The sequence below is a fragment of the Agrobacterium sp. RC10-4-1 genome (assembly GCF_014138475.1).
GTDB classification, from domain to species: domain Bacteria; phylum Pseudomonadota; class Alphaproteobacteria; order Rhizobiales; family Rhizobiaceae; genus Agrobacterium; species Agrobacterium pusense.
Window position 1 is genome coordinate 780,752 of the sequence record NZ_JACJIT010000001.1, and the last position, 23,208, is coordinate 803,959.

At 60.8% G+C, this 23,208-nt stretch carries 25 protein-coding genes; 11 read left to right on the forward strand and 14 right to left on the reverse strand.

Annotation, left to right across the window (positions count from 1 at the left end):
* Positions 1-41: 41 nt before the first annotated feature.
* Positions 42-1,943, reverse strand: coding sequence for a bifunctional sugar phosphate isomerase/epimerase/4-hydroxyphenylpyruvate dioxygenase family protein (locus tag FHW77_RS03515; protein ID WP_004445133.1), 1,902 nt, complete (start codon positions 1,941-1,943; stop codon positions 42-44).
* 121 nt (positions 1,944-2,064) lie between these two features.
* Here FHW77_RS03515 and FHW77_RS03520 point away from each other — a divergent pair, with 121 nt between their 5' ends.
* Complete coding sequence (locus FHW77_RS03520) at positions 2,065-2,760, forward strand: TetR/AcrR family transcriptional regulator (protein WP_004445131.1); 696 nt, start codon at positions 2,065-2,067, stop codon at positions 2,758-2,760.
* Here FHW77_RS03520 and aroQ read toward each other — a convergent pair.
* The 11 genes from aroQ to pcaD all read right to left on the reverse strand — a co-directional run bounded on the left by aroQ (position 2,732) and on the right by pcaD (position 11,327).
* Entirely contained in the window at positions 2,732-3,175 is a 444-nt protein-coding gene (gene aroQ, locus FHW77_RS03525) for a type II 3-dehydroquinate dehydratase (RefSeq protein WP_004445128.1), read from the reverse strand. The genes FHW77_RS03520 and aroQ overlap by 29 nt on opposite strands.
* Positions 3,172-4,041, reverse strand: coding sequence for a shikimate dehydrogenase (locus tag FHW77_RS03530; RefSeq protein WP_044459384.1), 870 nt, complete (start codon positions 4,039-4,041; stop codon positions 3,172-3,174). The genes aroQ and FHW77_RS03530 overlap by 4 nt, the downstream gene beginning before the upstream one ends.
* 203 nt (positions 4,042-4,244) lie before the next feature.
* Positions 4,245-5,006 (reverse strand): amino acid ABC transporter ATP-binding protein, encoded by a 762-nt coding sequence (locus FHW77_RS03535; protein WP_004445125.1) that lies wholly within the window; start codon positions 5,004-5,006, stop codon positions 4,245-4,247.
* A gap of 13 nt (positions 5,007-5,019) precedes the next feature.
* Positions 5,020-5,859 carry a transporter substrate-binding domain-containing protein gene (locus FHW77_RS03540; RefSeq protein WP_004445123.1) on the reverse strand — a complete coding sequence of 280 codons (840 nt, stop codon included), beginning with the start codon at positions 5,857-5,859 and terminating at the stop codon, positions 5,020-5,022.
* A 42-nt stretch (positions 5,860-5,901) separates the two neighbouring features.
* Complete coding sequence (locus FHW77_RS03545; RefSeq protein ID WP_004445121.1) at positions 5,902-6,552, reverse strand: amino acid ABC transporter permease; 651 nt, start codon at positions 6,550-6,552, stop codon at positions 5,902-5,904.
* Between the two features lie 12 nt (positions 6,553-6,564).
* Entirely contained in the window at positions 6,565-7,233 is a 669-nt protein-coding gene (locus FHW77_RS03550) for an amino acid ABC transporter permease (RefSeq protein WP_004445120.1), read from the reverse strand.
* Positions 7,234-7,574: 341 nt separating this feature from the next.
* Positions 7,575-8,663 carry a 3-carboxy-cis,cis-muconate cycloisomerase gene (locus tag FHW77_RS03555; protein WP_004445119.1) on the reverse strand — a complete coding sequence of 363 codons (1,089 nt, stop codon included), beginning with the start codon at positions 8,661-8,663 and terminating at the stop codon, positions 7,575-7,577.
* Between the two features lie 68 nt (positions 8,664-8,731).
* Entirely contained in the window at positions 8,732-9,352 is a 621-nt protein-coding gene (pcaG, locus tag FHW77_RS03560) for a protocatechuate 3,4-dioxygenase subunit alpha (protein ID WP_004445117.1), read from the reverse strand.
* A 2-nt stretch (positions 9,353-9,354) separates the two neighbouring features.
* Positions 9,355-10,095 (reverse strand): protocatechuate 3,4-dioxygenase subunit beta, encoded by a 741-nt coding sequence (pcaH, locus tag FHW77_RS03565; RefSeq protein WP_004445116.1) that lies wholly within the window; start codon positions 10,093-10,095, stop codon positions 9,355-9,357.
* Positions 10,092-10,526 carry a 4-carboxymuconolactone decarboxylase gene (pcaC, locus tag FHW77_RS03570; protein WP_004445114.1) on the reverse strand — a complete coding sequence of 145 codons (435 nt, stop codon included), beginning with the start codon at positions 10,524-10,526 and terminating at the stop codon, positions 10,092-10,094. The genes pcaH and pcaC overlap by 4 nt, the downstream gene beginning before the upstream one ends.
* Positions 10,527-10,529: 3 nt before the next feature.
* A complete protein-coding gene (pcaD, locus tag FHW77_RS03575) occupies positions 10,530-11,327 on the reverse strand; it encodes a 3-oxoadipate enol-lactonase (RefSeq protein ID WP_004445113.1) in 798 nt (265 codons plus the stop codon).
* A gap of 93 nt (positions 11,328-11,420) precedes the next feature.
* Here pcaD and pcaQ point away from each other — a divergent pair, with 93 nt between their 5' ends.
* Positions 11,421-12,362 (forward strand): pca operon transcription factor PcaQ, encoded by a 942-nt coding sequence (pcaQ, locus tag FHW77_RS03580; protein ID WP_004445112.1) that lies wholly within the window; start codon positions 11,421-11,423, stop codon positions 12,360-12,362.
* Positions 12,363-12,561: 199 nt separating this feature from the next.
* On the opposite strand, the gene pobA is transcribed toward pcaQ, so the two are convergent.
* On the reverse strand, positions 12,562-13,734 hold the full coding sequence (gene pobA, locus FHW77_RS03585; protein ID WP_004445111.1) for a 4-hydroxybenzoate 3-monooxygenase: 1,173 nt from the start codon (positions 13,732-13,734) through the stop codon (positions 12,562-12,564).
* 117 nt (positions 13,735-13,851) lie between these two features.
* On the opposite strand from pobA, the gene FHW77_RS03590 reads away from it, so the two are divergent.
* Complete coding sequence (locus FHW77_RS03590) at positions 13,852-14,775, forward strand: helix-turn-helix domain-containing protein (RefSeq protein ID WP_004445110.1); 924 nt, start codon at positions 13,852-13,854, stop codon at positions 14,773-14,775.
* Here FHW77_RS03590 and FHW77_RS03595 read toward each other — a convergent pair.
* Entirely contained in the window at positions 14,745-15,506 is a 762-nt protein-coding gene (locus tag FHW77_RS03595) for an IclR family transcriptional regulator (protein WP_004445109.1), read from the reverse strand. The two genes, FHW77_RS03590 and FHW77_RS03595, sit on opposite strands and share 31 nt — an antisense overlap.
* A gap of 138 nt (positions 15,507-15,644) precedes the next feature.
* Here FHW77_RS03595 and FHW77_RS03600 point away from each other — a divergent pair, with 138 nt between their 5' ends.
* The 8 genes from FHW77_RS03600 to FHW77_RS03635 all read left to right on the forward strand — a co-directional run bounded on the left by FHW77_RS03600 (position 15,645) and on the right by FHW77_RS03635 (position 23,205).
* The gene (locus tag FHW77_RS03600) at positions 15,645-16,352 is read left to right on the forward strand and encodes a 3-oxoacid CoA-transferase subunit A (protein ID WP_004445108.1); all 708 of its coding nucleotides are present in this window, start codon (positions 15,645-15,647) and stop codon (positions 16,350-16,352) included.
* Positions 16,349-17,044 (forward strand): CoA transferase subunit B, encoded by a 696-nt coding sequence (locus tag FHW77_RS03605; protein ID WP_004445107.1) that lies wholly within the window; start codon positions 16,349-16,351, stop codon positions 17,042-17,044. Before FHW77_RS03600 ends, FHW77_RS03605 begins: the two co-directional genes overlap by 4 nt.
* 10 nt (positions 17,045-17,054) lie before the next feature.
* Entirely contained in the window at positions 17,055-18,260 is a 1,206-nt protein-coding gene (gene pcaF, locus FHW77_RS03610; RefSeq protein ID WP_004445106.1) for a 3-oxoadipyl-CoA thiolase, read from the forward strand.
* A 431-nt stretch (positions 18,261-18,691) separates the two neighbouring features.
* The gene (locus FHW77_RS03615) at positions 18,692-19,720 is read left to right on the forward strand and encodes a LacI family DNA-binding transcriptional regulator (RefSeq protein ID WP_004445104.1); all 1,029 of its coding nucleotides are present in this window, start codon (positions 18,692-18,694) and stop codon (positions 19,718-19,720) included.
* Positions 19,721-19,998: 278 nt separating this feature from the next.
* Positions 19,999-20,181 (forward strand): hypothetical protein, encoded by a 183-nt coding sequence (locus tag FHW77_RS03620; protein ID WP_152625431.1) that lies wholly within the window; start codon positions 19,999-20,001, stop codon positions 20,179-20,181.
* A gap of 137 nt (positions 20,182-20,318) precedes the next feature.
* Positions 20,319-21,242, forward strand: a complete 924-nt coding sequence (locus FHW77_RS03625) for a sugar ABC transporter substrate-binding protein (RefSeq protein WP_004445103.1) — start codon at positions 20,319-20,321, stop codon at positions 21,240-21,242.
* Positions 21,243-21,287: 45 nt separating this feature from the next.
* Positions 21,288-22,184 carry a sugar phosphate isomerase/epimerase family protein gene (locus tag FHW77_RS03630; RefSeq protein ID WP_004445102.1) on the forward strand — a complete coding sequence of 299 codons (897 nt, stop codon included), beginning with the start codon at positions 21,288-21,290 and terminating at the stop codon, positions 22,182-22,184.
* A 10-nt stretch (positions 22,185-22,194) separates the two neighbouring features.
* Complete coding sequence (locus tag FHW77_RS03635; RefSeq protein ID WP_004445101.1) at positions 22,195-23,205, forward strand: Gfo/Idh/MocA family protein; 1,011 nt, start codon at positions 22,195-22,197, stop codon at positions 23,203-23,205.
* The last annotated feature ends 3 nt before the right edge of the window (positions 23,206-23,208 follow it).

The following is a 23,208-nucleotide window of genomic DNA, read 5'->3' on the forward strand; positions in this document are numbered from 1 at the left end:
TTCCTGCCGGCTGCAGCCTGTTCGGATTTCGCTGCCGAGACCTATTCCTTCGGCATGCCAACCGGCGGCGCAAGGCGTCGTTGCGCGGCGATGCGGAAGGGGGCGTTCATGGCACCATAACCGCCGTAAGCCCCGCGCCTTTCGATGATTTCGAAGAAGAAACCTTCGCCGAAGGTGCGGCTGTAGATCTGGAAATATTCGCCATTGTCGTCGCGGTCATAAAGGATGCTCGCCGCTCGCAGCGCATCGGAAAATTCCGGCTCCAGACCGAAACGGGCCTCCAGATCGTCGTAATAATTGCGCGAGATCGGCAGGGCCTGAAAACCGCGCGCCTGCATCGCCCTGGCCGTGGCGAAAATATCGTCGGTGGCGAAGGCGATGTGCTGGATGCTGGTGCCGAAACCTTCAGCGAGGAATTTGCCGGCGAAGGTCTTGCGATTGTCGGCGCCGTTCATGGTCAGGCGGAAATGCGGTGAGGGTACGCTTTCAATCGCCTGGCTGCGCACCAGCCCGCCCGGATCGACCACATCGATCATCGGTGTGCGGCGGGAGGAAAACAACGAGGTGTAAAACAGAAGCCACGTCAGCATTTCATCGTAATGCGTTGTTTGCGCAAGATGATCGATCCTCTTCAGCCCGGCATCGCCAGCTCGTTTATTGTCGCCGACTGTCGCAAACTCATTGTCCCAGATGGAAGCAAGCGCCGGCGAATCGTCGAGGAAATAAATGACACCGTTGCCCACGCCCTGAATGGCCGGGACGGCGACTTCGCCCGTCTTGCGCGGCTCGGCGAAGGTGGGCGCACCCAGCGCTTCAGCACGCGCCAGCGCCGCTTTGGCGTCATCGACCTTCAGGCCGAATGCATACGCATTGGTGCCGTGGATGGAATAGGACGCCCCGGCGAAACTGTCGCCGCCATCACTGGTATTGATGACGATGCGGATATCGCCCTGGGTGTAGAGGTCGACATCGCGATTGCGGTGATGTGCGGTTTTCTCGAAACCGAGCGTGGCGAGCAGCGCCTCCAGATTGATCTTTTCTTCCGGCGCCGTGGTGAATTCCACGAACTCCACGCCCCGCGTCTCAACCCGGTCCGGCATGGCGGGCACGTCGATTCTGATATCCGGCTCAAGACGGCGCACCTGATCCATCAGGTTGACGAGCGAGCGGTGGCCGTCCTCCGCGAGCAGCCGGGCCGAGCCGCCGCGGAACTGGTCATTGAAGATTTCGAGCGACAGCGGGCCGCTATAACCGGTTGCAGCCACGGCGCGCATGAAATCCACGACAGGCAGATCGCCTTCTCCCGGCATGTTGCGGAAATGGCGGCTCCAGTAGAGCAGGTCCATGTCGATCAGCGGCGCATCGGCCAGCTGGACGATGAAAATCTTGTCGCCGGGAATGGAACGGATGGAATTGGGATCGATCTTGCGCGACAGCGTGTGGAAACTGTCGAGAATGATGCCGACATTGGCGTGGTCGGCACGGCGCACCACTTCCCAGGCATCGCGGTGATCGCTGATGTGACGGCCCCAGGCCAACGCCTCGTAACCCACGCGCACGCCATGTTTTGCGGCGAGTTCGCCCAGCTGATGGAAGTCGGCGGCGGCGCGGTCTATGCCGCCGAGCGAGACCGGCGAGACATTCGAGCAGATCAGCATCAGATCTGTGCCGAGTTCGCCCATGATGTCGAATTTCCGCTGCGCTCTCTCGAAGGCGCGGGCGCGGTGCGGCTCCGGCATGCCCTCGAAGTCGCGGAACGGCTGAAACAGGGTGATATCAAGTCCGTGGTCGGCAGCCAGTGCCTTTACCTCGCGCGGGGAGGCGTCATAGGTCAGGAAATCGTTTTCGAAAATCTCCACGCCGGAAAAGCCGGCCTTGGCGATCGCCGCCAGCTTTTCGGGGAATTCGCCACTGATCGATACGGTTGCAATGGATGTGCGCATTGGCATGCCGTGTCCTGCTGTGTCATAGCTCGCCATATTGCCTTCCTTTTCAGCCTTATGTACTGATTGGTTAATAAGCAGGGCGTGACCGCAGGCCGCCGCCCCACCGATGGAATGGATGATGACCAAAACTGCGACTTTGAACGCGACCCGAGAAAGCCGGCAGGCGAAGCGTGATCCGGAAGGGGTTCGCCGCGACATTCTTTCGGTGGCCATGGAAGAGTTTTCGCAAAATGGCCTCTCCGGCGCCCGCATCGATGAAATAGCGGCGCGCACGCGCACGTCCAAGCGCATGATCTATTATTATTTCACCGACAAGGAGAGCCTTTACCAGCGCGTTCTGGAGGAGGCTTATGCCAAGGTTCGCGGCGGCGAGAGCGATCTGGAGCTCGATGATCTGGAACCGGCTGCGGCGCTCGACAAGCTCTGTCGGTTCACCTTCGATCACCACCGGCGCAATCCCGCTTTCATTCGCATGGTGATGATCGAGAACATCCATCACGGCCGGCACATGCAGTCCTCCGAAACGATCCGCCAGCTCAACCGTCCGGCCATCGATGCGCTGGAAAGCGTGCTGCTGCGAGGCCAGCAGAGCGGCGTCTTCCGCGAGGGCATCGATGCGCTGGAATTGCACTGGCAGATCAGCGCGCTGTCCTTTTTCAACGTTTCGAACGTCACGACGTTCTCGTTCATCTTCGGCGACAGCCTGTTCACCGATGCGGGACAGCAGACATTGTCGCGGCATGTCAGCGACATGGTGCTGCGTTATGTGCTGACGCCCGCCCATATCACGACGAGCGCGAAAGACGGCCGATGAGGTGGCGCAGCGCCACGTCATAACCTTCGATGCCGAGGCCGGCGATCACGCCTTCGGCGCGGGTCGAGACATAGGAGTGGTGCCGGAAGACCTCGCGTTTGTGGATGTTGGAAATGTGGACTTCGATCACCGGCCCCTCAAAGGCATTGAGCGCATCGAGGATGGCCACCGACGTATGGGTAAAGGCGCCGGGATTGATGACGATGCCTGCGGATTTGCCGCGGGCTTCGTGAACCCAGTCGATCAGCTCATATTCCCGGTTGCTCTGGGCAAAAAACAGTTCGTGGCCGGCGGTTTCTGCGATCCCGCGGCAACGGGACTCGATATCGGCGAGCGTTTCATAGCCGTAGATTTCCGGCTGGCGCTGGCCGAGCAGGTTGAGGTTCGGGCCGTTGAGGATTGTGAAAAGGCTCATGCCACCCCCTCCGCCATGCACAGCTCGGTGAAATGTGCGGTCATGCGCGCAGCGTCCGGCTCGCGGCCGCAGAAGAGGCGGAATGCGCCAACGGCCTGAAATACCGTCATGCCGCCGCCGGGCAGGGTGCGACAGCCCTTTTTCGCCGCCGTCGCCAGCAACTCGGTCACGAGCGGCATGTAGACGATGTCGGCCACCCAGTGTCGTTGTTCGATCAGGTCGGCCGAAACCGGCATGCCGGGATGGGCGGGCATGCCCATTGGCGTGGCGTGGATCAGGCCATCGGCAAAGGGCAGGGAAGCGGCCGGGTCGCCAACGGCAAAGGCGCGCCCTTCTCCGAACCGGTCGTTGAGTTCGCTCGCCAGGCGCTCGGCCCGGGGCAAATCGCGATCGAAAATATCGAGTCTCATAATATCGAGCTTCAGGGCGGCATGGGCGACAGCAACGCCGGCGCCGCCTGCGCCGACCAGCAGCGCCCGATCACGCTTTGCATCCGGCAGGCCGCGCACGAAGCTTTCGTAAAAGCCGTACCAGTCCGTGTTATGGCCAATGCGGCGGCCGTCGCGGAAGACGACGGTATTGACCGCTCCAAGCATGCGGGCGTCGTCAGAAAGTTCGTGCAGATGCGCGATGACGGCCTGTTTGAACGGATGGGTGATATTGGTGCCGGCAAAACCGCGCGCCTCCAGCTCATCGAGCAGATCGGGAAGGGCGCTTAAGGGCAATTTGCGGGCGGAGACATCCACCAGCTCATAAGAATAGTCGAGACCATGGGCTGCTCCCTCGCGCATATGCAGCGCGGGTGACTTGGATAGCTGGATATCGGCGCCTATCAGGCCGACCTTGAATGCGGTTTTGTCTGTCATGATCTCGGGTCGTTCATCTGTTCGGCGGCGGGCATCGCCTGCCTTCGGGTTGCTGGCGAGGTGTTGAAACCTCGCCGTCGTCATCCTCGGGCCTGATCCCGGGGATCTGTCATCCGCTGGCTCCATGGATCCCCGGGCCTGTCCCGGGGATGACGCTGTCTCTGCGGGGGAGGTCGCCAAGAGTTCCCCGCGGAGCGCGGACCTCAATGATGGGCGAGAATTTCGCCAAGGAACGTGCGGGTACGCTGGTGCTTGGGATCGCGGAAGAATTCCTCCGGGGGGCCTTCCTCGATGATCTCGCCTTCCGACATGAAGACCACGCGGTCGGCCACCTGCCGGGCGAAACCCATTTCATGCGTCACGCAGATCATCGTCATGCCGTCGCGGGCAAGACCGATCATGGTGTCGAGCACTTCCTTCACCATTTCCGGATCGAGGGCCGAGGTCGGTTCGTCGAACAGCATCGCCTTCGGTTCCATACACAGCGCCCGCGCAATCGCCGCGCGCTGCTGCTGGCCGCCGGAAAGCTGGGCGGGGTACTTGTCGGCCTGGTTGAGAATGCGCACGCGCTCCAGATATTTGCGTGCCGTCGCCTCCGCATCGGCCTTCGACAGGCCTTTCACCCGCATGGGCGCCAGCGTGCAGTTTTCCATGATGGTCTTGTGCGGGAAGAGATTGAAGCTCTGGAACACCATGCCCACTTCGCGCCGAACCGCATCTATGGCACGGCTGGAATCCGAAAGCATGGTTCCCTCCACCGTAATCTTGCCTTCCTGGATTTCCTCCAGATGGTTGATGCAGCGAATGAGGGTGGATTTGCCCGAACCGGACGGGCCGCAAAGAACGATCTTCTCGCCCTTGCGAACCGTCATGTTGACATTTTTAAGCGCGTGGTAGGCTCCATACCACTTTCCGACCCCTTCAAGGGCGATAAGCGGAACCTGTGCGGCGGCGGATTGCGGCATGGAAACCTCCAGATTACTTCACGGTGAAGGGGATGTCGGGAAGGCTGTCCGGGAAGGCCGGCACTTCGCGCTTCATCCATTTGTCGTAAATCTTGGCGAGCTGACCATCCGACTTGATCTTGTCGAGGAAGGCGTTGACGGTTTCGTTCCAGTCCTTCTCGCCCGGGCGGGTGCCGGCGCCGTTATACATGGTCGTCAGTTCGAACTTTGATTCGTACTTGCCCTCGGCGGCCTTGTTCAGCCGGTCGCCGTAGAACATGTTGCCGCCCACGGCTTCGACCTGGCCCGATATCAGCGCCTGAATATTGGCGGCGTCGTCATCGAAGCGCAGGATATTGGCTTTGGAGCCGGCACCGGCAGTAATCGCCGTGTCCATGGCGCTCGACTTCGGCACGCCGACATTGATGCCGGTCAGATCATCGTAACCGGCGATCTTCTTGTCCTTGGGGGCATAGACGGAAAACACGTTGCCGACATAGGGCTTCGAATACTGGATGCTCTTGGCGCGCTCGGCGGTCATGGCCATGGTGGCGAAGAGCACGTCGACCTTGCCGGTCAGCAGCGCCGGGATGCGGTTTGCGACGGCGAGCGGCACGAACTCGGCCTTCACGCCGAGATAGTCCGCGAAGGCCTTGCCGATATCGGCATCGAGACCATCCTGCACGCCGCTGGAATTCACGAAGCCCCAGGGCGAATTGTCACCCTGAATGCCGATGACGACCTTGCCCTTGGCCTTTGCCTCTTCAACGGTCCCGGCGAAAGCATCGCCCGGTGTCACGAAAGGCAGCGCAACCGTTGCCGCGGCGAGCGCGAGCAGGGCGCGACGCGAGAATTTCATGCTGGTGGTTTTCATCTTTTGCTCCTCCTTACAAAGCTGATGAGATGGTTTTGACGTTTAACGGGACGCGGCCTGCAGCCGCTTTTCGACGCCGGCGCCCCACAGGGAGAGCGGCCAGCAGATCAGGAAATAGATGATGCCGACGAGGGCGAAGACGGTGAGCGGGCGGAACGTCTGGTTGGAGACGATCTGTCCGGCGCGGGAGAGCTCGACGAAACCCACGATCGCCGCAAGCGAGGTGCCCTTGATGAGCTGCACGAGGAAACCGATGGTGGCCGGCAGTGAAATCTTGAGCGCCTGCGGCAGGATCACATCCTTCATGCGTGAGACGTAATGCAGGCCGAGCGCATTGGCCGCTTCCGTCTGGCCCTTCGGCACAGCCTGGATGCCGCCGCGCCAGATTTCACCCAGAAAGGCGCTGGCATGCAGCGTGAAGGCGATGGCAACGGCGATCCAGGCATCGACATTGAGGCCGGCGAGCGCCACGCCGTAATAAACGACGAAAAGCTGCATCAGGAGCGGCGTGCCCTGGAAGATGGCGATGTAGGCCGTGCTTGCCCGCTGGATTGCCGGGCTGTCCGCAACGCGGGCGAGCGCCACGCAAAGGCCGAAAATGCCGCCGCCGATAAAGCCGATGATGGTCAGCGCAAGGGTCCATTTCAGGCCCTGCAGCAGGAAGAAGAGTTCGTTGGGACCGATGGATGCCATTGTCTTTTCTCCTCACTTGACCGGATAGCTGAAGGAAAGGCGGGAGATGAGCGAGAAGACGGCCATCATCAGCGAGGAAATGACGAGATAAAGCAGCGTGATCGAGAAATAGACCTCGAAGGACCTGAACGTATCCGCCTCGATCTTCTGCGCGACCGAAGTCAGCTCATAAGCGGCGATCGAAGTGCAGACCGACGTCGTCAGCGTCAGCATGATGAACTGGCTGGTGAGTGACGGATAGACCGCGCGCAACGCCGGCTTCAGGATGATATGGCGGAAGATCTGCGCCCGGTGCAGGCCGAGCGCGAGGCCCGCTTCCACCTGGCCCTTGGGGATGGAATCGACCCCGCCTCGAATGATTTCAATGGCGTAGGCGCCACCGTTCAGGGCCAGCGCAATGATGGCGGTGACGGTGGGATTGAGCTTGATGCCGATCTGCGGCAGGGCGAAGAAGATGAAGAATATCTGCACCAGAAACGGCGTATTGCGGATGGCTTCCACAAAGCCGATGACGATGCCGCGCAGCAGCCTGAAACGCGAGCGTCGGGCGACAACCCCGAGAACCCCGATGACGGTGGCAAGCGACATGCCGGCAATGGCAAGGCCGATCGTCGCCAGACAGGCTAAAAGCAGCTCGGGCAGCCGGTCTATGACCGCTGAGAAATCGAGACTGTAAGACATTCTTCCTCCCAACCCCTTCGGGCCCGGACAGGCTTTGCGCCTTGTCCGCATCGCTCTGGAACCGTGCGGCGCCAAAGCCCTCCATTTGTCGATTTTTGCCGCTGCGGGCTTCGAACCCTTGCCGGCGGCGTCTCGTTAATCTTAATGTTTGTACCAGTTAGTTCATTTTTGTGTCAAGCGCCATGTCCGGTTAAAAAGTGGCGTTACCGCGGTTTTTTTATTTTTTGAAATTCCCGATAAAGTCTTTTTTATCAATGGCTAATGCAAAGGAGCGCAAGCGCTTTCCGCACGTCACCATGTCGCCACCGGCCGCCCGTCTGGCAGTCCCTTGAAGCCCTGGTCTATGGAAGATGCCGATCGTCCTGAGGCTCGTTGTCGCCTGCGCCCAACCTGTCTATCTGCCCCGCCAACCGCTCGGCGATCAACAGCGAAGCTCCCGTTGCCGTCACCATTTGTGGGAGCGACAGCCATTCCAGCATCCAGCCCGCACCGGACCTTTCCTGTTCGTGCACAAGCGACTGGTGCAACGCCGATATGTGCACGGCATTGAAGCGCGCGAGCGTCACCAGCGTTTCGGCATTGACCGGGTTTTGTTTGTGCGGCATGGCCGAGGAACCGCCGCCTCCGGAGAGGCGGATTTCCGTGCCGAGTTCGGCCATGAGCGCGATGTCCTGCCCGAACTTGCCGAGCGTGCCCGTGATCAGCGAAAGCAGACCGGAAAATTCGGCGATGCCGTCGCGCTGGCTTTGCCATTGTGGCCGATCCGCAAGGCCGAGGCGCCTTGCCAGATCGATGCGCACGGCTGCGGCATTGTCACCGAGCTTTTCGAGCGTGCCGGCCGCGCCGCCGAATTGCAGGGCGAAACCGGTCTGCGCGAAGCTCTGGAGCCGCAGCAGATGGCGCTCCAGCGGTGAAATCCAGCTTGCCGCCCGATCGGCGACCGTGATGCCGATCGCGGCCTGCATGCGGGTATAGCCCGTCAACGGATTATGGCCGTCGCGGGAGGCGAGATCTCCCAGCGTATCGACGAGACGCCCGAGCCGCATGGCGATGATTTCCGCCGCCATTTTCAGCCGCAGCATCAGGCTGGTATCGATGACATCCTGGCTGGTCGCGCCGAAATGCACCTTGTCCGCTGCCTTGCCGGCGACCGCCGCCCGCATCTGCCGGATGAGTTCGGGAACCACAACGCCGTCCTTTGCGACGCCGTGGCGAAGGGCGGTGATGTCGGCGGCAAAGTCCGACAGGCCTGAGACAATCGCTTGTGCCACCTCATCCGCAAGGATGCCAGCCTCCGCCTCCGCCTCCGCCAGCGCCGCTTCGAAACGGATCATGGCGTCGATATCCGCCCTTGCCGAAAACAGCTCGACGATTTCGCTGTCGCCGAAAAGGCCTGAGAGGAAAGGGTGCTCGAAGGGGGAAAGGCTCATCGTCCGTCTCGCTTTCTTTTGCGCATATCGTTGTCGCAAAACCGCTGCACACTTTTGCGCGATATGCGTCAGATATCGAAAAACACGGTTTCGCCTTCGCCCTGCAGACGGATATCGAAACGATAAACGTTGCCTTCTTCCTTTTTGGCGACAAGCGTGGCGATGCGGCTTTTCTGCTCGATGCGGGCGAGAACGGGATCGGCGGCATTGGCCTCCTGTTCTTCCGGGAAATACATACGGGTCTGCAGGCCGATATTGATGCCACGCGCGACGATCCAGAAGGTGATGTGCGGCGCCATCGGCCGACCGTCGCGGAACGGCACCGAGCCGGGCTTGATGGTTTCGAAGACGAATTCGCCCGTATCCATGTCACCGGGCGAGCGGCCCCAGCCGATGAAATTCGGATCGGCCTTGCCGCGCGTTTCGCTCGGGCTGTTGTAATAGCCGTCGGTATCGGCTTGCCATATCTCGATCAGCGCATCCTTAAGCGGCATGCCGGCGCCGTCATAGACCGTGCCGCGCACGCTGATGCGCTCGCCGCGGGCCTTGTCGTTATAAAGCGGGCCGGAACCGAGATCCTTCTCGAACACGCCTTCGATGCCGACGAAATTTGGTGTGCAGCCGATATGCACATAGGGCCCTGCCGTCTGTGAGGCGGTTTCCTTGAAATAGTTGAGCGGCTGAACCATGATCAGTTGCCCTCCATGCGGTTTTCGAAAAGGGTGGAGCGGCGGCCGCGCAGCACGATATCGAACTTATAGGCCAGCATGTCCATCGGCAGCGTCGCATTCATGTCCAGCGGCGCGATCAGTCGCCGTATCGCATCCTCGTCCGGAATGGTTTTGACGATCGGACATTTCCAGATCAGCGGATCGCCCTCGAAATACATCTGGGTGATGAGGCGCTGCGCGAAACCGTGACCGAAGATGGAGAAATGGATATGGGCCGGCCGCCAGTCATTGACGCCGTTCGGCCAGGGATAGGCGCCCGGCTGGATGGTCTTGAACCAGTAATAGCCGTTCTCGTCGGTGATCGTGCGGCCGACGCCGCCGAAATTCGGATCGATGGCGGCGAGGTAGCTTTCCTTCTTGTGGCGGTAGCGACCGCCGGCATTGGCCTGCCAGAATTCCACCAGCGCGCCGCCGACGCCGCGACCGCGCTCGTCCAGCACCCGGCCATGAACGAGAATACGCGGTCCAACAGGCATTTCACCGGGGCGGGCATAGTTGAGGATGAGATCGTTATCCAGCGGATTCAGCATGCCATGGCCAAAAACGGGACCGGTGATCTCGCTCTTGGTTCCTTCAAGCGAAATCAGGGCGCGTTGCGGCGAGCGCAGGATCGAGGTCTTGTAGCCGGGCGCATAGGCCAGCGGGTGAATATCGCGGTTGCGCGCGAAGAAAGGCCCGGTTTCTGGTGGCTGGTTGCTCATTTCGTCTCCTCCCCATCGCCAGTTTTATCAAGGGAACTATCGGCTTTCATGCTGGCCAGGGCAAGCTTGGCAATCTTGAAAGCATGATTGGCGGCAGGCACGCCGGCATAGATCGCCACGTGCATCAGCGCCTCGCGAATATCCGCCTCGGTTGCGCCGGTATTGACGGTGGCGCGCACATGCATGGCAAGTTCTTCGTCCTGGCCCAGCGCCGCAAGAAGGGCGATGGTGACCATCGAGCGCTCGCGTTTCGTCCATTGATTGCCGGACCAGACGGTGCCCCAGGCGCCTTCGGTAATGAGCTGTTGAAAAGGCTGGTCGAAGCCCGTCGTCACGGTCTGGGCGCGGTCCACATGGGCATCTCCCAGCACGGAGCGACGGGTCTTCATGCCCTGTTCGAAACGTTCGTTCTTGTTGTTCTGGTCCGCCATCGGTCAATGCTCCGGCAAGGTCTTGAGAAAAATGCACGCGGCCTGCGCGTAGGCGAGTGGCTGTTCAAGGCAGGGAATGTGGCCGCAGCCGGCGATTGTTACAAAGCGGCTTGCGGGAATGAGGTCCGCCAGCGATTTTACGAGTTCCGGCGGTGTCGAGCCGTCCTGATCGCCCACGACACAAAGGGTCGGCACGGCAATGCGCCCGGCGGCCGCGGTAAAATCCGCGTCGCGGATGGCGGCGCAAGTGCCGCTGTAACCGGCTTCCGGCTGTTGCGACAGCATGTTGCGTGCGCCGGCATAGGCGGCATTGTCAGGCGTGCGGAAGGCGGGCGTGAACCAGCGCTCCATGACGGGATCGACCAGCGAGCCGAGGCCATCGGCAGAGATTTTGTCGATGCGGGCGTTCCACATGTCGGCCGTGCCGATCTTGTGAGCGGTATTGCTGAGCACGAGTGCGCGGACGAGATCGGGCCGGCGGGCATAAAGCCCCTGGGCAATCAGGCCGCCGACGGACAGTCCCCAGATGACGGCACTTTTCACGCCGAGATGATCGAGCAGCGCGATCAGGTCACCGGCATGGTCGTCGATCGAATAGGGTGGGCGACCGATATCGGAAAGCCCGTGGCCACGCTTGTCGTGCAGCACGTAGGCATAGTCATCGCCAAGCACCTCGATCACCGCATCCCAGATGCGGAAATCCGTACCGAGCGAATTGATGAAGGCGATGACCGGCTTGCCGCTGTCCAATCCCTTGACGCGATAATGGATCACGGTCTCGCCGCAGCGCAGAAAATGCATGATGGCTCCTCCTGCCGGGGATATTGCAAGCGGGTTCCGGTTAAGTAAAATGACATTATCGATGAAAATCATAACCACTGGATTATACGAGCGATGGTCGACCAGCGTATCAAGTTCCGCCACCTGCAGACCTTCGTGGAGGTTGCGCGGCAGAAAAGCGTTATCCGCGCCGCCGAAATCCTGCATGTCAGCCAGCCGGCGGTGACAAAAACGATCCGCGAACTCGAAGAGATTCTGGGTGTCTCGCTATTCGACCGCGAGGGTCGCGGCATTCGCATCAGCCGCTACGGCGAGGTTTTCCTGCGCCACGCCGGCGCGACGATGACGGCGTTGCGACAGGCGGTCGATTCGGTTTCGCAGGAGGCGGCGCGCGCCGGTCCCCCGGTGCGGGTGGGTGCTCTGCCCACGGTTTCGGTCCGCATCATGCCGAAGGCGATGGCCGGTTTTCTGGCGGAAAAGACCGGCAGCCCGGTGAAGATCGTGACGGGCGAAAACGCTGTTCTGCTGGAGCAGCTGCGGGTCGGCGATCTCGATCTCGTCGTCGGCCGTCTCGCGGCGCCGCAGAAGATGGCCGGGTTTTCCTTCGAGCATCTCTATTCGGAAAGGGTGCGCTTCGTGGTGCGGGCTGGCCACCCGCTTCTGACGCCCGGTGTTTCAGTGTTCGATCACCTGCATGAATATCCGGTGCTGATGCCCACACGACAGTCCGTCATCGGTCCTGTCGTGGAACAGTTTTTGATCGCCAACGGCGTTCCGGCCCTGCCGATCCGCATCGAAACCGTATCCGACGCCTTCGGTCGCGCCTTTCTGCGCACCAGCGACGCGATCTGGATCATCTCGGAGGGTGTGGTGGCGGCGGATGTGGCCGATGGCATCCTCGAAATTCTGCCGGTCGAGACCGGCGATACCAGCGGCCCGGTGGGACTGACGGTGCGGGCCGATACACAGCCCTCGCTGCCGCTTTCGCTGTTGATGCAGGCCATACGTGAGGCGGCGGGCGAGTTGCTGGATGGGAGGGCGGAGGCTGGTTCTTGAGATGAGGGTGAGGGTCGGAAAAGTCTGAGAACCTCTCCTCCGTCATTCCGGCCTTGAGCCGGAATCCAGCCACGGCGCGTCTGCGCCGTGAAAAGAGTCCTTTTTGCGATCAATGACTTGATCGAGCTGGACCCCGGATCAGGTCCGGGGTGACGGGTGTGGAAACGGTAGGGATAAAAGCCGCGTGTCTGGGGCAGCCCTAATACGGAAGCCCTACGTAATTTTCCGCAAGCGCGGTGGAAGCGGCGCGCGATTGGACGAGATAATCCAGTTCCGCCTCCTGAATGCGCTGGCCGAAATCCCCCGTATCGGGAAAACGATGCATCATCGTCGTCATCCACCAGGAGAAGCGCACCGCCTTCCACACGCGGGAAAGCGCCTTCTGCGAATAGGCGTCGATGCCGGCCTCAGACCTGTCGCGATAAAACTCGATCAGCGCCTCGCTCAGATAATGTACGTCGCTGGCGGCAAGGTTCAGGCCCTTGGCACCCGTTGGCGGCACGATATGGGCGGCATCCCCCGCTAAAAACAGCCGTCCGAACCGCATTGGTTCACTGACAAAGGAACGGAGCGGCGCGATCGATTTTTCAAAGGAGGGGCCGGTCACCATTGCATCCGCATGGTTTTCCGGCAGGCGACGGCGGATTTCATCCCAGAAACGTTCATCGCTCCAGTCTTCAGGCCGGTCCTCGAGCGAACATTGAATGTAATAACGGCTGCGCGTGTGCGAGCGCATGGAGCAGAGCGCAAAACCGCGCGGATGATTGGCGTAGATGAGTTCGTGGTTGACCGGCGGCACTTCGGCCAGAATGCCGAGCCAGCCGAAGGGGTAGACCTTCTCGAATTCCCTGATCGCGCCTTGCGGCACGGATTTTCGGCTCACCCCGTGAAAACCATCGCAGCCGGCAATGAAATCGCAATCGATCCGGTGGGTTACGCCATCTTTCTGATAGGTTACATAAGGGCTTTCGCCATCGAAATCATGCGGCTCGACATCAGATGCATCGTAGATGGTCGAGAGGCCGGCCGCTTCGCGCACATCCATCAGGTCATGGGTCACTTCCGTTTGGCCATAGACGGTCACACGCTTGCCGCCGGTCAGATCGAATAGATCGATACGATGGTCGCGACCGTCGAAGGTCAGCGAAAAACCGTCATGCGGCAGACCCTCGCGGCGCAGGCGCTTATCCGCGCCGGCCTTTTCCATGAGCTGTACCGTGCCTTCTTCCAGTACGCCGGCGCGGACGCGGCCGAGAATGTATTCCTTGCTGACGCGGTCGAGAATGACGGTCTCGACACCGGCTTTCGCCAGAAGCTGGCCAAGCAACAGCCCCGATGGACCGGAGCCGATGATGACGACCTGTGTACGCATTGTTTCCTCCCGAACTTGTCTCCGGTCAAGAAATTGACCAAGCGTTGCCGGAAGCTCAATGGACTTTCCGGTCCGTAAATTGCACAATCCGACCATCGGGTCCAGGAGGGGGATGAGATGCGTGTGACTGCCAATGAAGGGCTCTATGGTGAGGAAGCCGCGCAGGGCAGCGATTTTCGCTTCCATTGCGAAACGCTTTTTTCGCGGAGCAGCCTGCATCGCTTTGAAATCGGCCTGCATCGCCATTCTGCTTTTTTGCAAATCTTGTACATTTTTGGCGGCGAGGGCGATGCCTTGCTGGATGGCCGCATCGAGCCGATCCGCCCGCCGGTCGCCATCATCGTGCCACCCGGTTTCGAACACGGCTTCCGTTTTTCCCGCGATATCGGCGGCGTGATCGTCACTATGCTGCAGGGCGCGCTGCCGGCATCGGTGCAGGCGCTTCTGCTGCGGAATTTCTCCCAACCGGTGCTTCTGCCCTTGCAGGATTTTGCCGATGGAGAAGGAGTGCGCAGCGGGTTCGAACGGATTTCCGCGGAATATGAGGCCCGTGAGATCGGTCGCGACGCGATGATAGAAGGCCAGCTTGCGACCGTCGTAGCGCTTCTTTCACGGGCGGCGCGGCCGCTTCTGGAAACAAGCGGTGAGGGCCTGGCGGAGCAGCGTTTCGAACGGTTGCTGTCGCTGATCGCCCGCCATATCCGCGAGCCGCAGAAAGCCGGTTTTTATGCGAGGAAGCTCGGCCTTTCGGAAACGCACCTCAACCGGCTTGTCCGTTCCGTTTCCGGGCTCAGCCTGCAGCGGCTGATTGCCAAGCGCCAGATCGAGATCGCCCAGCAGGAACTGGTCTTCACCGTTTCCAGCGTACAGATGATCGCGGAGGGTCTTGGATTTGCCGATCCCGCTTATTTCAACCGCTTCTTCAGGCGGGAAACCGGCATGACGCCGCGCGCCTGGCGGCTCGCCGAGCAGCGCAGGATGGGCGATACCGGCGTGCGGCAGATGCCGCTTCAGACCAGCATTCTCGCCAGTTCCCGCTGAACGGACAGAAGTGCGGGCAAATATCGCTCCACCAGATCATCCATCGAAGCGACCGAGGCGGCGAGCCCGACATTCAGCGCGGCAACCGTTTGGCCACGCACGCTTTTCAGCGGCACGGCGATGGAGCGAAGGCCGATTTCGACTTCCTGATCGATCAACGCATAACCGCGATGGCCGGTCACCTCGATTTCGGAGAGCAGGGCCTGAATATCGGTGATGGTCTTTTCCGTACGGGCAACCAGCCGGGAGGCTTCGAGAATGTCGCGCTGGCGTTCGGGCGGCTGAGCGGAAAGAAGAACACGGCCCATCGAGGTGCAATAGGCGGGCAGGCGCGACCCCGGCATCAGCGCAATGGACATAACCCGCTGCTGGGCGGCGCGGGCGACATAAACGATTTCGGTTTCGTCCAGGATAGAGACGGAGGTGCTCTGGCCGATCTCCTCAGAGAGATGGTCGATGAGCGGTTGTACGATTTTCGGCAGCGGCATGGTGGCGAGGCAGCCGGTGCCGAGCCGCAGCACCTTCGGCGTGACGGTAAAGAATTTGCCGTCATAGGCGGCATAACCAAGTTCCGATAGCGTGAGCAGGCAGCGGCGTGTGGTGGCGCGGTCCAGTCCGGCGATCTCGGCGGCATCGGAGATGGAAAGCCGCGGCCGCTCGGCGCTGAAGGCTTCGATTACGCGCAATCCCTTGGCGAGACCGCCCATCATGTCTCTTTCACTGACGGCCATGGCTAGGCTCCATTTGTGCGATATACGAACAAAAATCATATAACGCACAAAATCCTTGCCGTCGAGGCAATTTCAGCTTTACCTCATGGCCAAGCAGCCCTGCCGGTCCATCCGCTCGGCTGGATGGAGGTTTTGAGAATGGACAAGACAATCAAGAGCGCGGAAGAGGCGCTTGCTGGCATCGGCGATGGTGCGACGATCATGATCGGCGGTTTTGGCGGCTCCGGCGCGCCGATCGAGCTGATCCACGCACTGATCGACAAGGGACCGAAGGACCTTACCGTCATCAACAACAATGCCGGCAACGGCCGCATCGGCATCGCCGCGATGATCGATGCGGGCATGGTCAAGAAGATGATCTGCTCCTTCCCGCGCTCTTCGGATCCGCGCGCCTTCACCGATCGCTATCTGGCCGGCGAAATCGAACTGGAGCTGGTGCCGCAGGGCACGCTTGCCGAGCGCATTCGCGCTGGCGGTTCCGGTATTCCGGCCTTCTACACCCCGACAGGTTTCGGCACGGAACTGGCAGAAGGCAAGGTAATCGCGGAATTCGACGGCCGCTCCTACGTGCAGGAGCGCTGGCTGAAGGCCGATTTTGCCATCGTCAAGGCCGAGCTTGGCGACACCTATGGCAACCTCACCTACAACAAGGCCGGGCGCAATTTTAACCCGCTGATGTGCATGGCCGCGAAAACCACCATTGCGCAGGTCTCGAAGATCGTCGCCGCCGGCGAGATCGATCCGGAGCATGTCGTGACGCCGGGTATTTTCGTGAACGGCGTCGTGGAAATTTCCGATCCGCAACAGGAAGAAGTCCTCATTCGCGCGGGAGTAGCCTACGCATGACCACGACCATCGACACCCGCGAAGACATCAAGCTTTCCAACGCCCAGATCGCATGGCGCGCGGCACAGGACATCGAAGATGGCGCCTACGTCAATCTCGGCATCGGTTTTCCCGAAATGGTGGCGCGCTATCAGCCACCCGGCCGTCAGGCGATCTTCCATACCGAAAATGGCATCCTGAATTTCGGCGAAGCGCCGCCGGAAGGCGAGGAGGACTGGAACCTCATCAATGCCGGCAAGAAGGCCGTGACGCTGAAACCGGGCGCCGCCTTCTTCCACCATGCCGACAGCTTCGCCATGGTGCGTGGCGGACATCTGGATGTGGCGATCCTCGGGGCCTATCAGGTGGCGCAGAATGGCGATCTCGCCAATTGGCGCGTCGGCTCCAGGGGTGTGCCAGCCGTCGGTGGGGCCATGGATCTTGTTCATGGCGCCAAGCAGGTCTTCGTCATTACCGAACATGTGACCAAGAATGGCGAGCCGAAGCTGGTTGAGAAATGCGCCTTCCCGCTGACCGGCGTAGGCTGCATCACCCGCATCTATACCAGCCACGCGGTGATTGACGTGGTTGATGGCCGCTTCGTGCTGCGTGAAAAACTGCCGGCAATGACGTTTGAAGAGCTACAGGCCATGACCGGCGCGCCGCTTCATGTGGATGGCACGGTTGCTGATCTCGTTGCACCGGAACTTTGAGGAAACACCGATGACCGAAGCCTATATCTGCGATTACATCCGCACACCCATTGGCCGTTTCGGCGGTGCGCTTTCTTCCGTAAGGGCGGATGACCTCGGCGCGGTGCCGCTGAAGGCGCTGATGGAACGCAATCCTTCCATCGACTGGGAAGCCGTCGAGGATGTGATCTTCGGCTGCGCCAATCAGGCGGGTGAGGATAACCGCAACGTGGCGCGCATGTCGTTGCTGCTCGCCGGCCTGCCGGTGTCGGTAACCGGAACGACCATCAATCGTTTGTGCGGTTCCGGCATGGATGCCGTCATTGCTGCCGCCCGGGCCGTCAAATCGGGCGAGGCGGAGCTGATGATTGCCGGCGGCGTCGAAAGCATGAGCCGAGCGCCCTTCGTTCTGCCCAAGGCGGAGAGCGCTTTTTCGCGCAATGCCGAAATCTACGACACCACCATCGGCTGGCGTTTCGTCAACCCGCTGATGAAGGCGCAATATGGCGTCGATTCCATGCCGGAAACCGGTGACAATGTCGCGGTCGATTATCAGGTCTCGCGCGAGGATCAGGATGCCTTCGCCGTACGCAGTCAGCAGAAGGCGGCGGATGCGCAGGCCAATGGCCGTCTCGACAGGGAGATCGTTTCGGTAACGATCCCCCAGCGCAAGGGCGATCCACTTGTCGTCTCGAAGGATGAACATCCCCGGGCCACAAGCCTCGAAGCACTGGCTAAGCTGAAGCCGGTGAACAAGCGCGAGGGCGCTACGGTAACGGCGGGCAATGCGTCTGGCGTCAATGATGGCGCGGCCGCGCTTATCATCGCGTCAGCCGAGGCTGCGAAGAAATATGGCCTCACTCCCATCGCCCGTATCCTCGGTGGCGCCGCTGCCGGCGTGCCGCCGCGCGTCATGGGCATCGGCCCGGCTCCGGCCTCCGCCAAGCTTTTGGCGCGGCTCGGGCTGAAGCAGGAACAGCTCGATGTGATCGAGCTGAACGAGGCTTTCGCGAGCCAGGGCCTCGCGACGCTGCGCCAGCTCGGCATTGCCGATGACGATGCGCGGGTAAATGCGAATGGCGGTGCCATCGCGCTCGGCCATCCGCTCGGCATGTCCGGTGCTCGGATCGCCGGCACGGCGGCGCTCGAACTTTCCTTGAAGGGCAAGCGGCTGGCGCTCGCCACCATGTGTATCGGCGTCGGGCAGGGTATCGCCGTCGCGCTGGAGCGGGTCTGACGGGATAGCGGCTTCAGTATCGTGATAACGGTGCTAATGCCGCCGTAAACCGGTACGAATGCCCGCTGCCGCATCTTCCTTGGTGTGACAGTGGCCATTCAGGTTACTCGGCAGGTGATTTTTTCGCTCTGACACATCCCAGCCCCCTCATTCCTGTGCTTGTCACAGGAATCCAGCCGATACGCGTCTGCGCGGCAAAACAATCCCTCAGCCCAAAGACTTGGGCTGGCTGAGTCTCTGTGACAAGCACAGAGATGAGGGGAGGAGGCGTGCTGGGCCAAGCAAGCCGGCCCTGCGATGCAGGCCCCGGTCGATTATTCCCTGATAAAGTACTCCACGCTCTTATCCCTCTGCACATGTTGGATTCCATCATAATCCGTGACATGTTTTGCGAGATATGACAGGAATCTTTCCGTCTACGGGGCACCCGCATGAAACGTCCGACCATTACCGATGTTGCAAAGGCCGCCGGCGTCAGCGTCGCCACGGTCGACCGGGTGCTGAACGGCCGCCTGCCGGTGCGGGAGGAAACCTCGCGGCGTGTGTTCGAGGCCGCGGAGAAGATCGGCTTTCATGCCACCAACATCATTCGTCAGCGTATGCTGGCGGATATGCCTTCCTATGGCCTTGGCATCATTCTGCGCAAGGAGCGGCATGCCTTTTATCAGACCTTTGCCGATGAGCTGGAGCTTGCGGCGCGCAACATCCGGGATCGCCACGTCAATCTGCGCATCGAATTTGCGCAATCCGGTGAGCCGGCGGAGCTTGCGGCGCTGCTTATGGGCATGAAGGGCCGGGTACAGGCGGTGGCCGCTACCGGGCCGGACCACCACGATGTCACGGCCGCCGTCGAGGCATTGAAGATCAAGGGCATTCCGACATTCTCGCTGCTTTCCGATTTTGCCCAGGGCGTGCGGGAAGCTTATCTCGGTGTCAACAGCATGAAGGTGGGACGCACAGCGGCGTGGATGATCTCACGACTGGCGCGCAGCAAGGGCAAGGTGCTTCTGCTGCTTGGTGGTCACCGGTTTCATGGTCATTCGCTGCGCGAAACCGGTTTTCGCAGCTACATGCGTGAATATGCGCCGGAATTTGAGGTTATGGATGCCCTGATCACGCTGGAAACGCGACGCGTAACCTATGAGCTCGTGATGGACTCTATTGCCAAGCACAGGGATCTCGTCGGCATCTATTGCGTGGGCGGCGGCATGGAAGGGGTGATCGAGGCGCTTCAACACGAAAAGCGGCAGGAACCCATTGTCTGCCTTGTCAACGAACTGACCCCCGTGTCCCGCCAGGCACTGCTGGAAGGCAGCATCAGCGGCGTGTTCCAGACCCCGCTACGCGAATTGTGCGCCGATCTCATCGCAACCATGGTTCACACTATCGAACATGGCATGGCGGAGACGCCGGGACAGCGTTTCCTTCCTGCCCATCTCTGGGTTCCTGAAAGCCTTTGATGGTTTGATAGATTACATCATATCGCGTGCGCCCGTTTCTATCATGCTTGATGGTTTTGCCTGCTGCTGACGCGTTGACGTGGTGACCGGACTAGGAAATCTTGCCTGCCTGTGGAGCGGACAGGAGGCCGACCTTCACAGCATGAGATTACGTCGGGGTTGCTTGACGCTGCGGATATTCCTTCGCGGCGCGGGGCAGCTTTTTCCGGAAAGCCGTGACGGCGCACTTCGAGCGCGATGGTGCGGCCGGTTCTTTTCAAGGTTTGGAGGGGAAAGAGATGAAAAGACATTTCGCGAACGCCGCTTTCGCTACCATGCGGACGACGGGCGCGCCGGTGCAGGCCGTTGGAGTTTCGATGGCGCTGAAACCTGCCAGAAACGCTGCGGCAGACAGGAGGGTCTTCGTGCCCTTCGAGCTGGTAACGCCCACCAATCTCAAAAACCATCAGGCCGGGAACTGAGCCATGGCCGTGCCTGCCGGCTTCTGCGCTCCCCGGGGGAGTGCCGCCGGAGGGGCCTGACGCGCCGCAGCCGGGCACGACCGGCTACGGCAAAAACTGGACAATGCAATCAGCAGCGATTTCCGCGGGAGGAAACCTTGAAAAAACTATTGATGGCGACGGCACTCTGTATCTTCGCGACACCGGCTCTGGCCGAGACCCGAATTGCAGTCTCTATGACGTCTTTCGACAATCCGTTTCTGACGATCCTGCTCAACGGCATAAGGGCCGAGGCCGGGCGCGACAAGACCATCGAGCTTCTGGTCGAGGATGCCCAGCTCGATCCTTCAAAGCAGCTGAATCAGGTGCAGAATTTCATTGCCAATGGCGTCGATGCGATCATTGTCAACGCCGTCGATGGTGACGCTACCTCGGCGATAACCAAGGCCGCATCCGCTGCGAAAATTCCGCTTGTCTATGTGAACCATCCGCCGGCTGAGCTGGAAACCGGGCTGCCTGACGGCACGGCATTTGTCGGCTCCAACGAACTTGATTCAGGCACCATGGAAGCCGAAGCCGCCTGCAAGCTGATGGGCGGCAAGGGCAAGGCCGTCATTCTGATGGGCCCTTTGGAAAACCATGCGGCGCTGGTTCGCACCAAGGATGTGGAAACGGTGTTCTCCAAGCCGGACTGCAAGATCGAAATCCTTGAAAAGCAGACGGCGAACTGGAGCCGCACGCAGGCACAGGACCTCGTTTCCTCCTGGCTGACGGCGGGCATACAGTTCGATGCGGTCATCGCCAACAACGATGAAATGGCGATTGGCGCCGTGCAGGCGCTGAAGGCAGCGGGCGTATCCATGAAGGACGTCGTCATTGCCGGCATTGACGCGACACCCGATGGTCTTGCCGCGATGCAGGCGGGCGATCTCGATATCACCGTCTACCAGAATGCGACGAAGCAGGGCGAGGTCTCCGTTCAGACGGCGGTGAAGGCCGCTGCCGGTCAAAGCACCGAAAAGACGCTCTGGGTGCCCTTCGAACTCGTCACGCCGGAAAACATGTCCGCCTATGCCAAATGAGCCGGGCTTCGGCCCCGTCCCTTATCCCACCGACTGGAAACAGCCATGAAACATACGCTCGATCCCCACATGTTCCGGCATCTTTCGCTGGCCGAGACCTGCCGCAAGGTCGCAGAGCTCGGTTACGACTATGTCGAACTTTCACCCCGTCCGGATTTTCTGTCCTGGTGGACGCGACCGAAGGTCTATCCCGAGCGCGTCGCCGAATTCAAAAAGGCCCTGAAGGATCACGGCGTCGGCCTTGCCACGCTGCAGCCCATGTATCGCTGGGCGAGCCCGTATCCGGACGAATGGGAGGTAGCGATCGACAACTGGAAACGCGCCATCGAGATTGCGGTCGAGATGGAGTGCCCGATGTTCGTTTCGGAATTCGGCCGTGGAGGCTCGCCGGAGCGCAGCCTCAACGACCGGTCCGGCCTGCACCGTCCGGAAACCTGCGAAGCGCAGTTCTTCCGCGCCATGGATGTTCTGGTTCCGATCCTCGAGCGGGAGGGGCTGGTGCTGTCGCTGGAGGCGCATCCCGAAGACTGGGTCGAGGAAATCGCGCCGGCCATCGACATCATCAAGACCATCAATTCCAAGGCGGTAAAGGCCTCCTTCATCGCGCCTCACACCTTCTTTTACGGTCCGGACATGGTTGCCAACCTGCGCGCGACCGAAGGTCATCTGGTGCATGTGCGCCTTGCCGATACCTATGACCACACCAAATCGTCGCAGCTGCGCTACATCGTTAATCCGCCCGGCGCCAAAGTCAGGGTGCACCAGCACACGGATTTCGGCCAGGGCGAGATCGACTGGGAGATATTCTTCGCCACGCTGGCCGACATGAAATTCGACGGTGTGCTGTCGAACTGCGTCTTTGCCTGGGAAGATCGTGTCGATGAAAGCGCGCGTTTCATGCTCAGCGAAACCCGGCGATATGTCGCCAAATACTGGAAATGAGGTTTTTCAGATGACTGTGAAAATTGGTGTCATCGGCACCGGTGCCATCGGGCGCGATCACGCCCGACGTATCAATGAGGTTCTGGGCGGTGCGAAGGTCGTTGCGCTGAGCGACGTCAACCGCGCCTCGGCCGAGGCGGTCAAAAAAGACATCGCCCCTGATGCCGCCATTTTCGCCACCGGCGAGGAGCTCATCGCATCAGCTGAGGTGGATGCCGTGCTTGTCACCTCCTGGGGCGCGACGCATGAGCAATATGTGTTGGCGGCCATCGCCGCCGGCAAGCCGTGCTTCTGCGAAAAGCCGCTGGCGACGACGGCAGAGGGCGCGAAGCGGATCGTCGATGCTGAGGTGGTGCATGGCAAACGGCTGGTGCAGGTGGGTTTCATGCGCCGCTACGATGCCGGTTACGTGGCGCTGAAAAAGACCGTGGACACCATGATCGGCGCCCCGATCATGGTCCATGCCGCCCATCGCAACCCGACCGTTCCGGAGCAGTATGTGACGCCCATGGCGATCCACGACACGATGATCCATGAGATCGACGTGCTGCGCTGGCTGCTCGATGACGACTATGTGTCGGCACGGGTTCTCTTTCCACGTGCCGCCGCCCGCAGCCATGCAAAGCTGAGGGACCCGCAGATCGTCATTCTGGAAACGGCCAGGGGCACGATCATCGACGTCGAAATCTTCGTGAACTGCCACTACGGTTACGACATACAGTGCCAGGTGGTCGGCGAGGACGGCATTGCCAGCCTGCCGGAGCCGATGGCGATACAGACACGGCTCGGCGCCAAGCTGCAGAACGATATTCTCACCGACTGGAAGGATCGCTTCATCGCGAGCTACGACGTCGAATTGCAGGACTTCATCCATGCGGCGGCGAAGGGAACAGCCTCCGGCCCCAATTCCTGGGACGGCTACGTGGCCGCGATCACTTCCGATGCCTGCGTCGCCGCGCAGGAGACGGACGGGGCAGCCGTCGCAATCAGGCTTCCCGCCCGTCCCGCCCTTTATCAGTGAGGT

What these genes read in the sequence shown, in the direction of transcription:
- FHW77_RS03590 (WP_004445110.1), top strand. Translation starts at nt 13,852, where the DNA reads ATGCGTGTGACTGCCAATGAAGGGCTCTATGGTGAGGAAGCCGCGCAG.
- FHW77_RS03540 (WP_004445123.1), bottom strand. Translation starts at nt 5,859, where the DNA reads ATGAAAACCACCAGCATGAAATTCTCGCGTCGCGCCCTGCTCGCGCTC.
- pcaD (WP_004445113.1), bottom strand. Translation starts at nt 11,327, where the DNA reads ATGCATTTTCTGCGCTGCGGCGAGACCGTGATCCATTATCGCGTCAAG.
- FHW77_RS03515 (WP_004445133.1), bottom strand. Translation starts at nt 1,943, where the DNA reads ATGCGCACATCCATTGCAACCGTATCGATCAGTGGCGAATTCCCCGAA.
- FHW77_RS03535 (WP_004445125.1), bottom strand. Translation starts at nt 5,006, where the DNA reads ATGCCGCAATCCGCCGCCGCACAGGTTCCGCTTATCGCCCTTGAAGGG.
- pobA (WP_004445111.1), bottom strand. Translation starts at nt 13,734, where the DNA reads ATGCGTACACAGGTCGTCATCATCGGCTCCGGTCCATCGGGGCTGTTG.
- pcaH (WP_004445116.1), bottom strand. Translation starts at nt 10,095, where the DNA reads ATGAGCAACCAGCCACCAGAAACCGGGCCTTTCTTCGCGCGCAACCGC.
- FHW77_RS03530 (WP_044459384.1), bottom strand. Translation starts at nt 4,041, where the DNA reads ATGACAGACAAAACCGCATTCAAGGTCGGCCTGATAGGCGCCGATATC.
- FHW77_RS03555 (WP_004445119.1), bottom strand. Translation starts at nt 8,663, where the DNA reads ATGAGCCTTTCCCCCTTCGAGCACCCTTTCCTCTCAGGCCTTTTCGGC.
- pcaC (WP_004445114.1), bottom strand. Translation starts at nt 10,526, where the DNA reads ATGGCGGACCAGAACAACAAGAACGAACGTTTCGAACAGGGCATGAAG.
- FHW77_RS03545 (WP_004445121.1), bottom strand. Translation starts at nt 6,552, where the DNA reads ATGGCATCCATCGGTCCCAACGAACTCTTCTTCCTGCTGCAGGGCCTG.
- FHW77_RS03600 (WP_004445108.1), top strand. Translation starts at nt 15,645, where the DNA reads ATGGACAAGACAATCAAGAGCGCGGAAGAGGCGCTTGCTGGCATCGGC.
- pcaG (WP_004445117.1), bottom strand. Translation starts at nt 9,352, where the DNA reads ATGGTTCAGCCGCTCAACTATTTCAAGGAAACCGCCTCACAGACGGCA.
- FHW77_RS03620 (WP_152625431.1), top strand. Translation starts at nt 19,999, where the DNA reads ATGAAAAGACATTTCGCGAACGCCGCTTTCGCTACCATGCGGACGACG.
- FHW77_RS03635 (WP_004445101.1), top strand. Translation starts at nt 22,195, where the DNA reads ATGACTGTGAAAATTGGTGTCATCGGCACCGGTGCCATCGGGCGCGAT.
- FHW77_RS03520 (WP_004445131.1), top strand. Translation starts at nt 2,065, where the DNA reads ATGACCAAAACTGCGACTTTGAACGCGACCCGAGAAAGCCGGCAGGCG.
- FHW77_RS03595 (WP_004445109.1), bottom strand. Translation starts at nt 15,506, where the DNA reads ATGGCCGTCAGTGAAAGAGACATGATGGGCGGTCTCGCCAAGGGATTG.
- pcaQ (WP_004445112.1), top strand. Translation starts at nt 11,421, where the DNA reads ATGGTCGACCAGCGTATCAAGTTCCGCCACCTGCAGACCTTCGTGGAG.
- FHW77_RS03605 (WP_004445107.1), top strand. Translation starts at nt 16,349, where the DNA reads ATGACCACGACCATCGACACCCGCGAAGACATCAAGCTTTCCAACGCC.
- aroQ (WP_004445128.1), bottom strand. Translation starts at nt 3,175, where the DNA reads ATGAGCCTTTTCACAATCCTCAACGGCCCGAACCTCAACCTGCTCGGC.
- pcaF (WP_004445106.1), top strand. Translation starts at nt 17,055, where the DNA reads ATGACCGAAGCCTATATCTGCGATTACATCCGCACACCCATTGGCCGT.
- FHW77_RS03550 (WP_004445120.1), bottom strand. Translation starts at nt 7,233, where the DNA reads ATGTCTTACAGTCTCGATTTCTCAGCGGTCATAGACCGGCTGCCCGAG.
- FHW77_RS03615 (WP_004445104.1), top strand. Translation starts at nt 18,692, where the DNA reads ATGAAACGTCCGACCATTACCGATGTTGCAAAGGCCGCCGGCGTCAGC.
- FHW77_RS03630 (WP_004445102.1), top strand. Translation starts at nt 21,288, where the DNA reads ATGAAACATACGCTCGATCCCCACATGTTCCGGCATCTTTCGCTGGCC.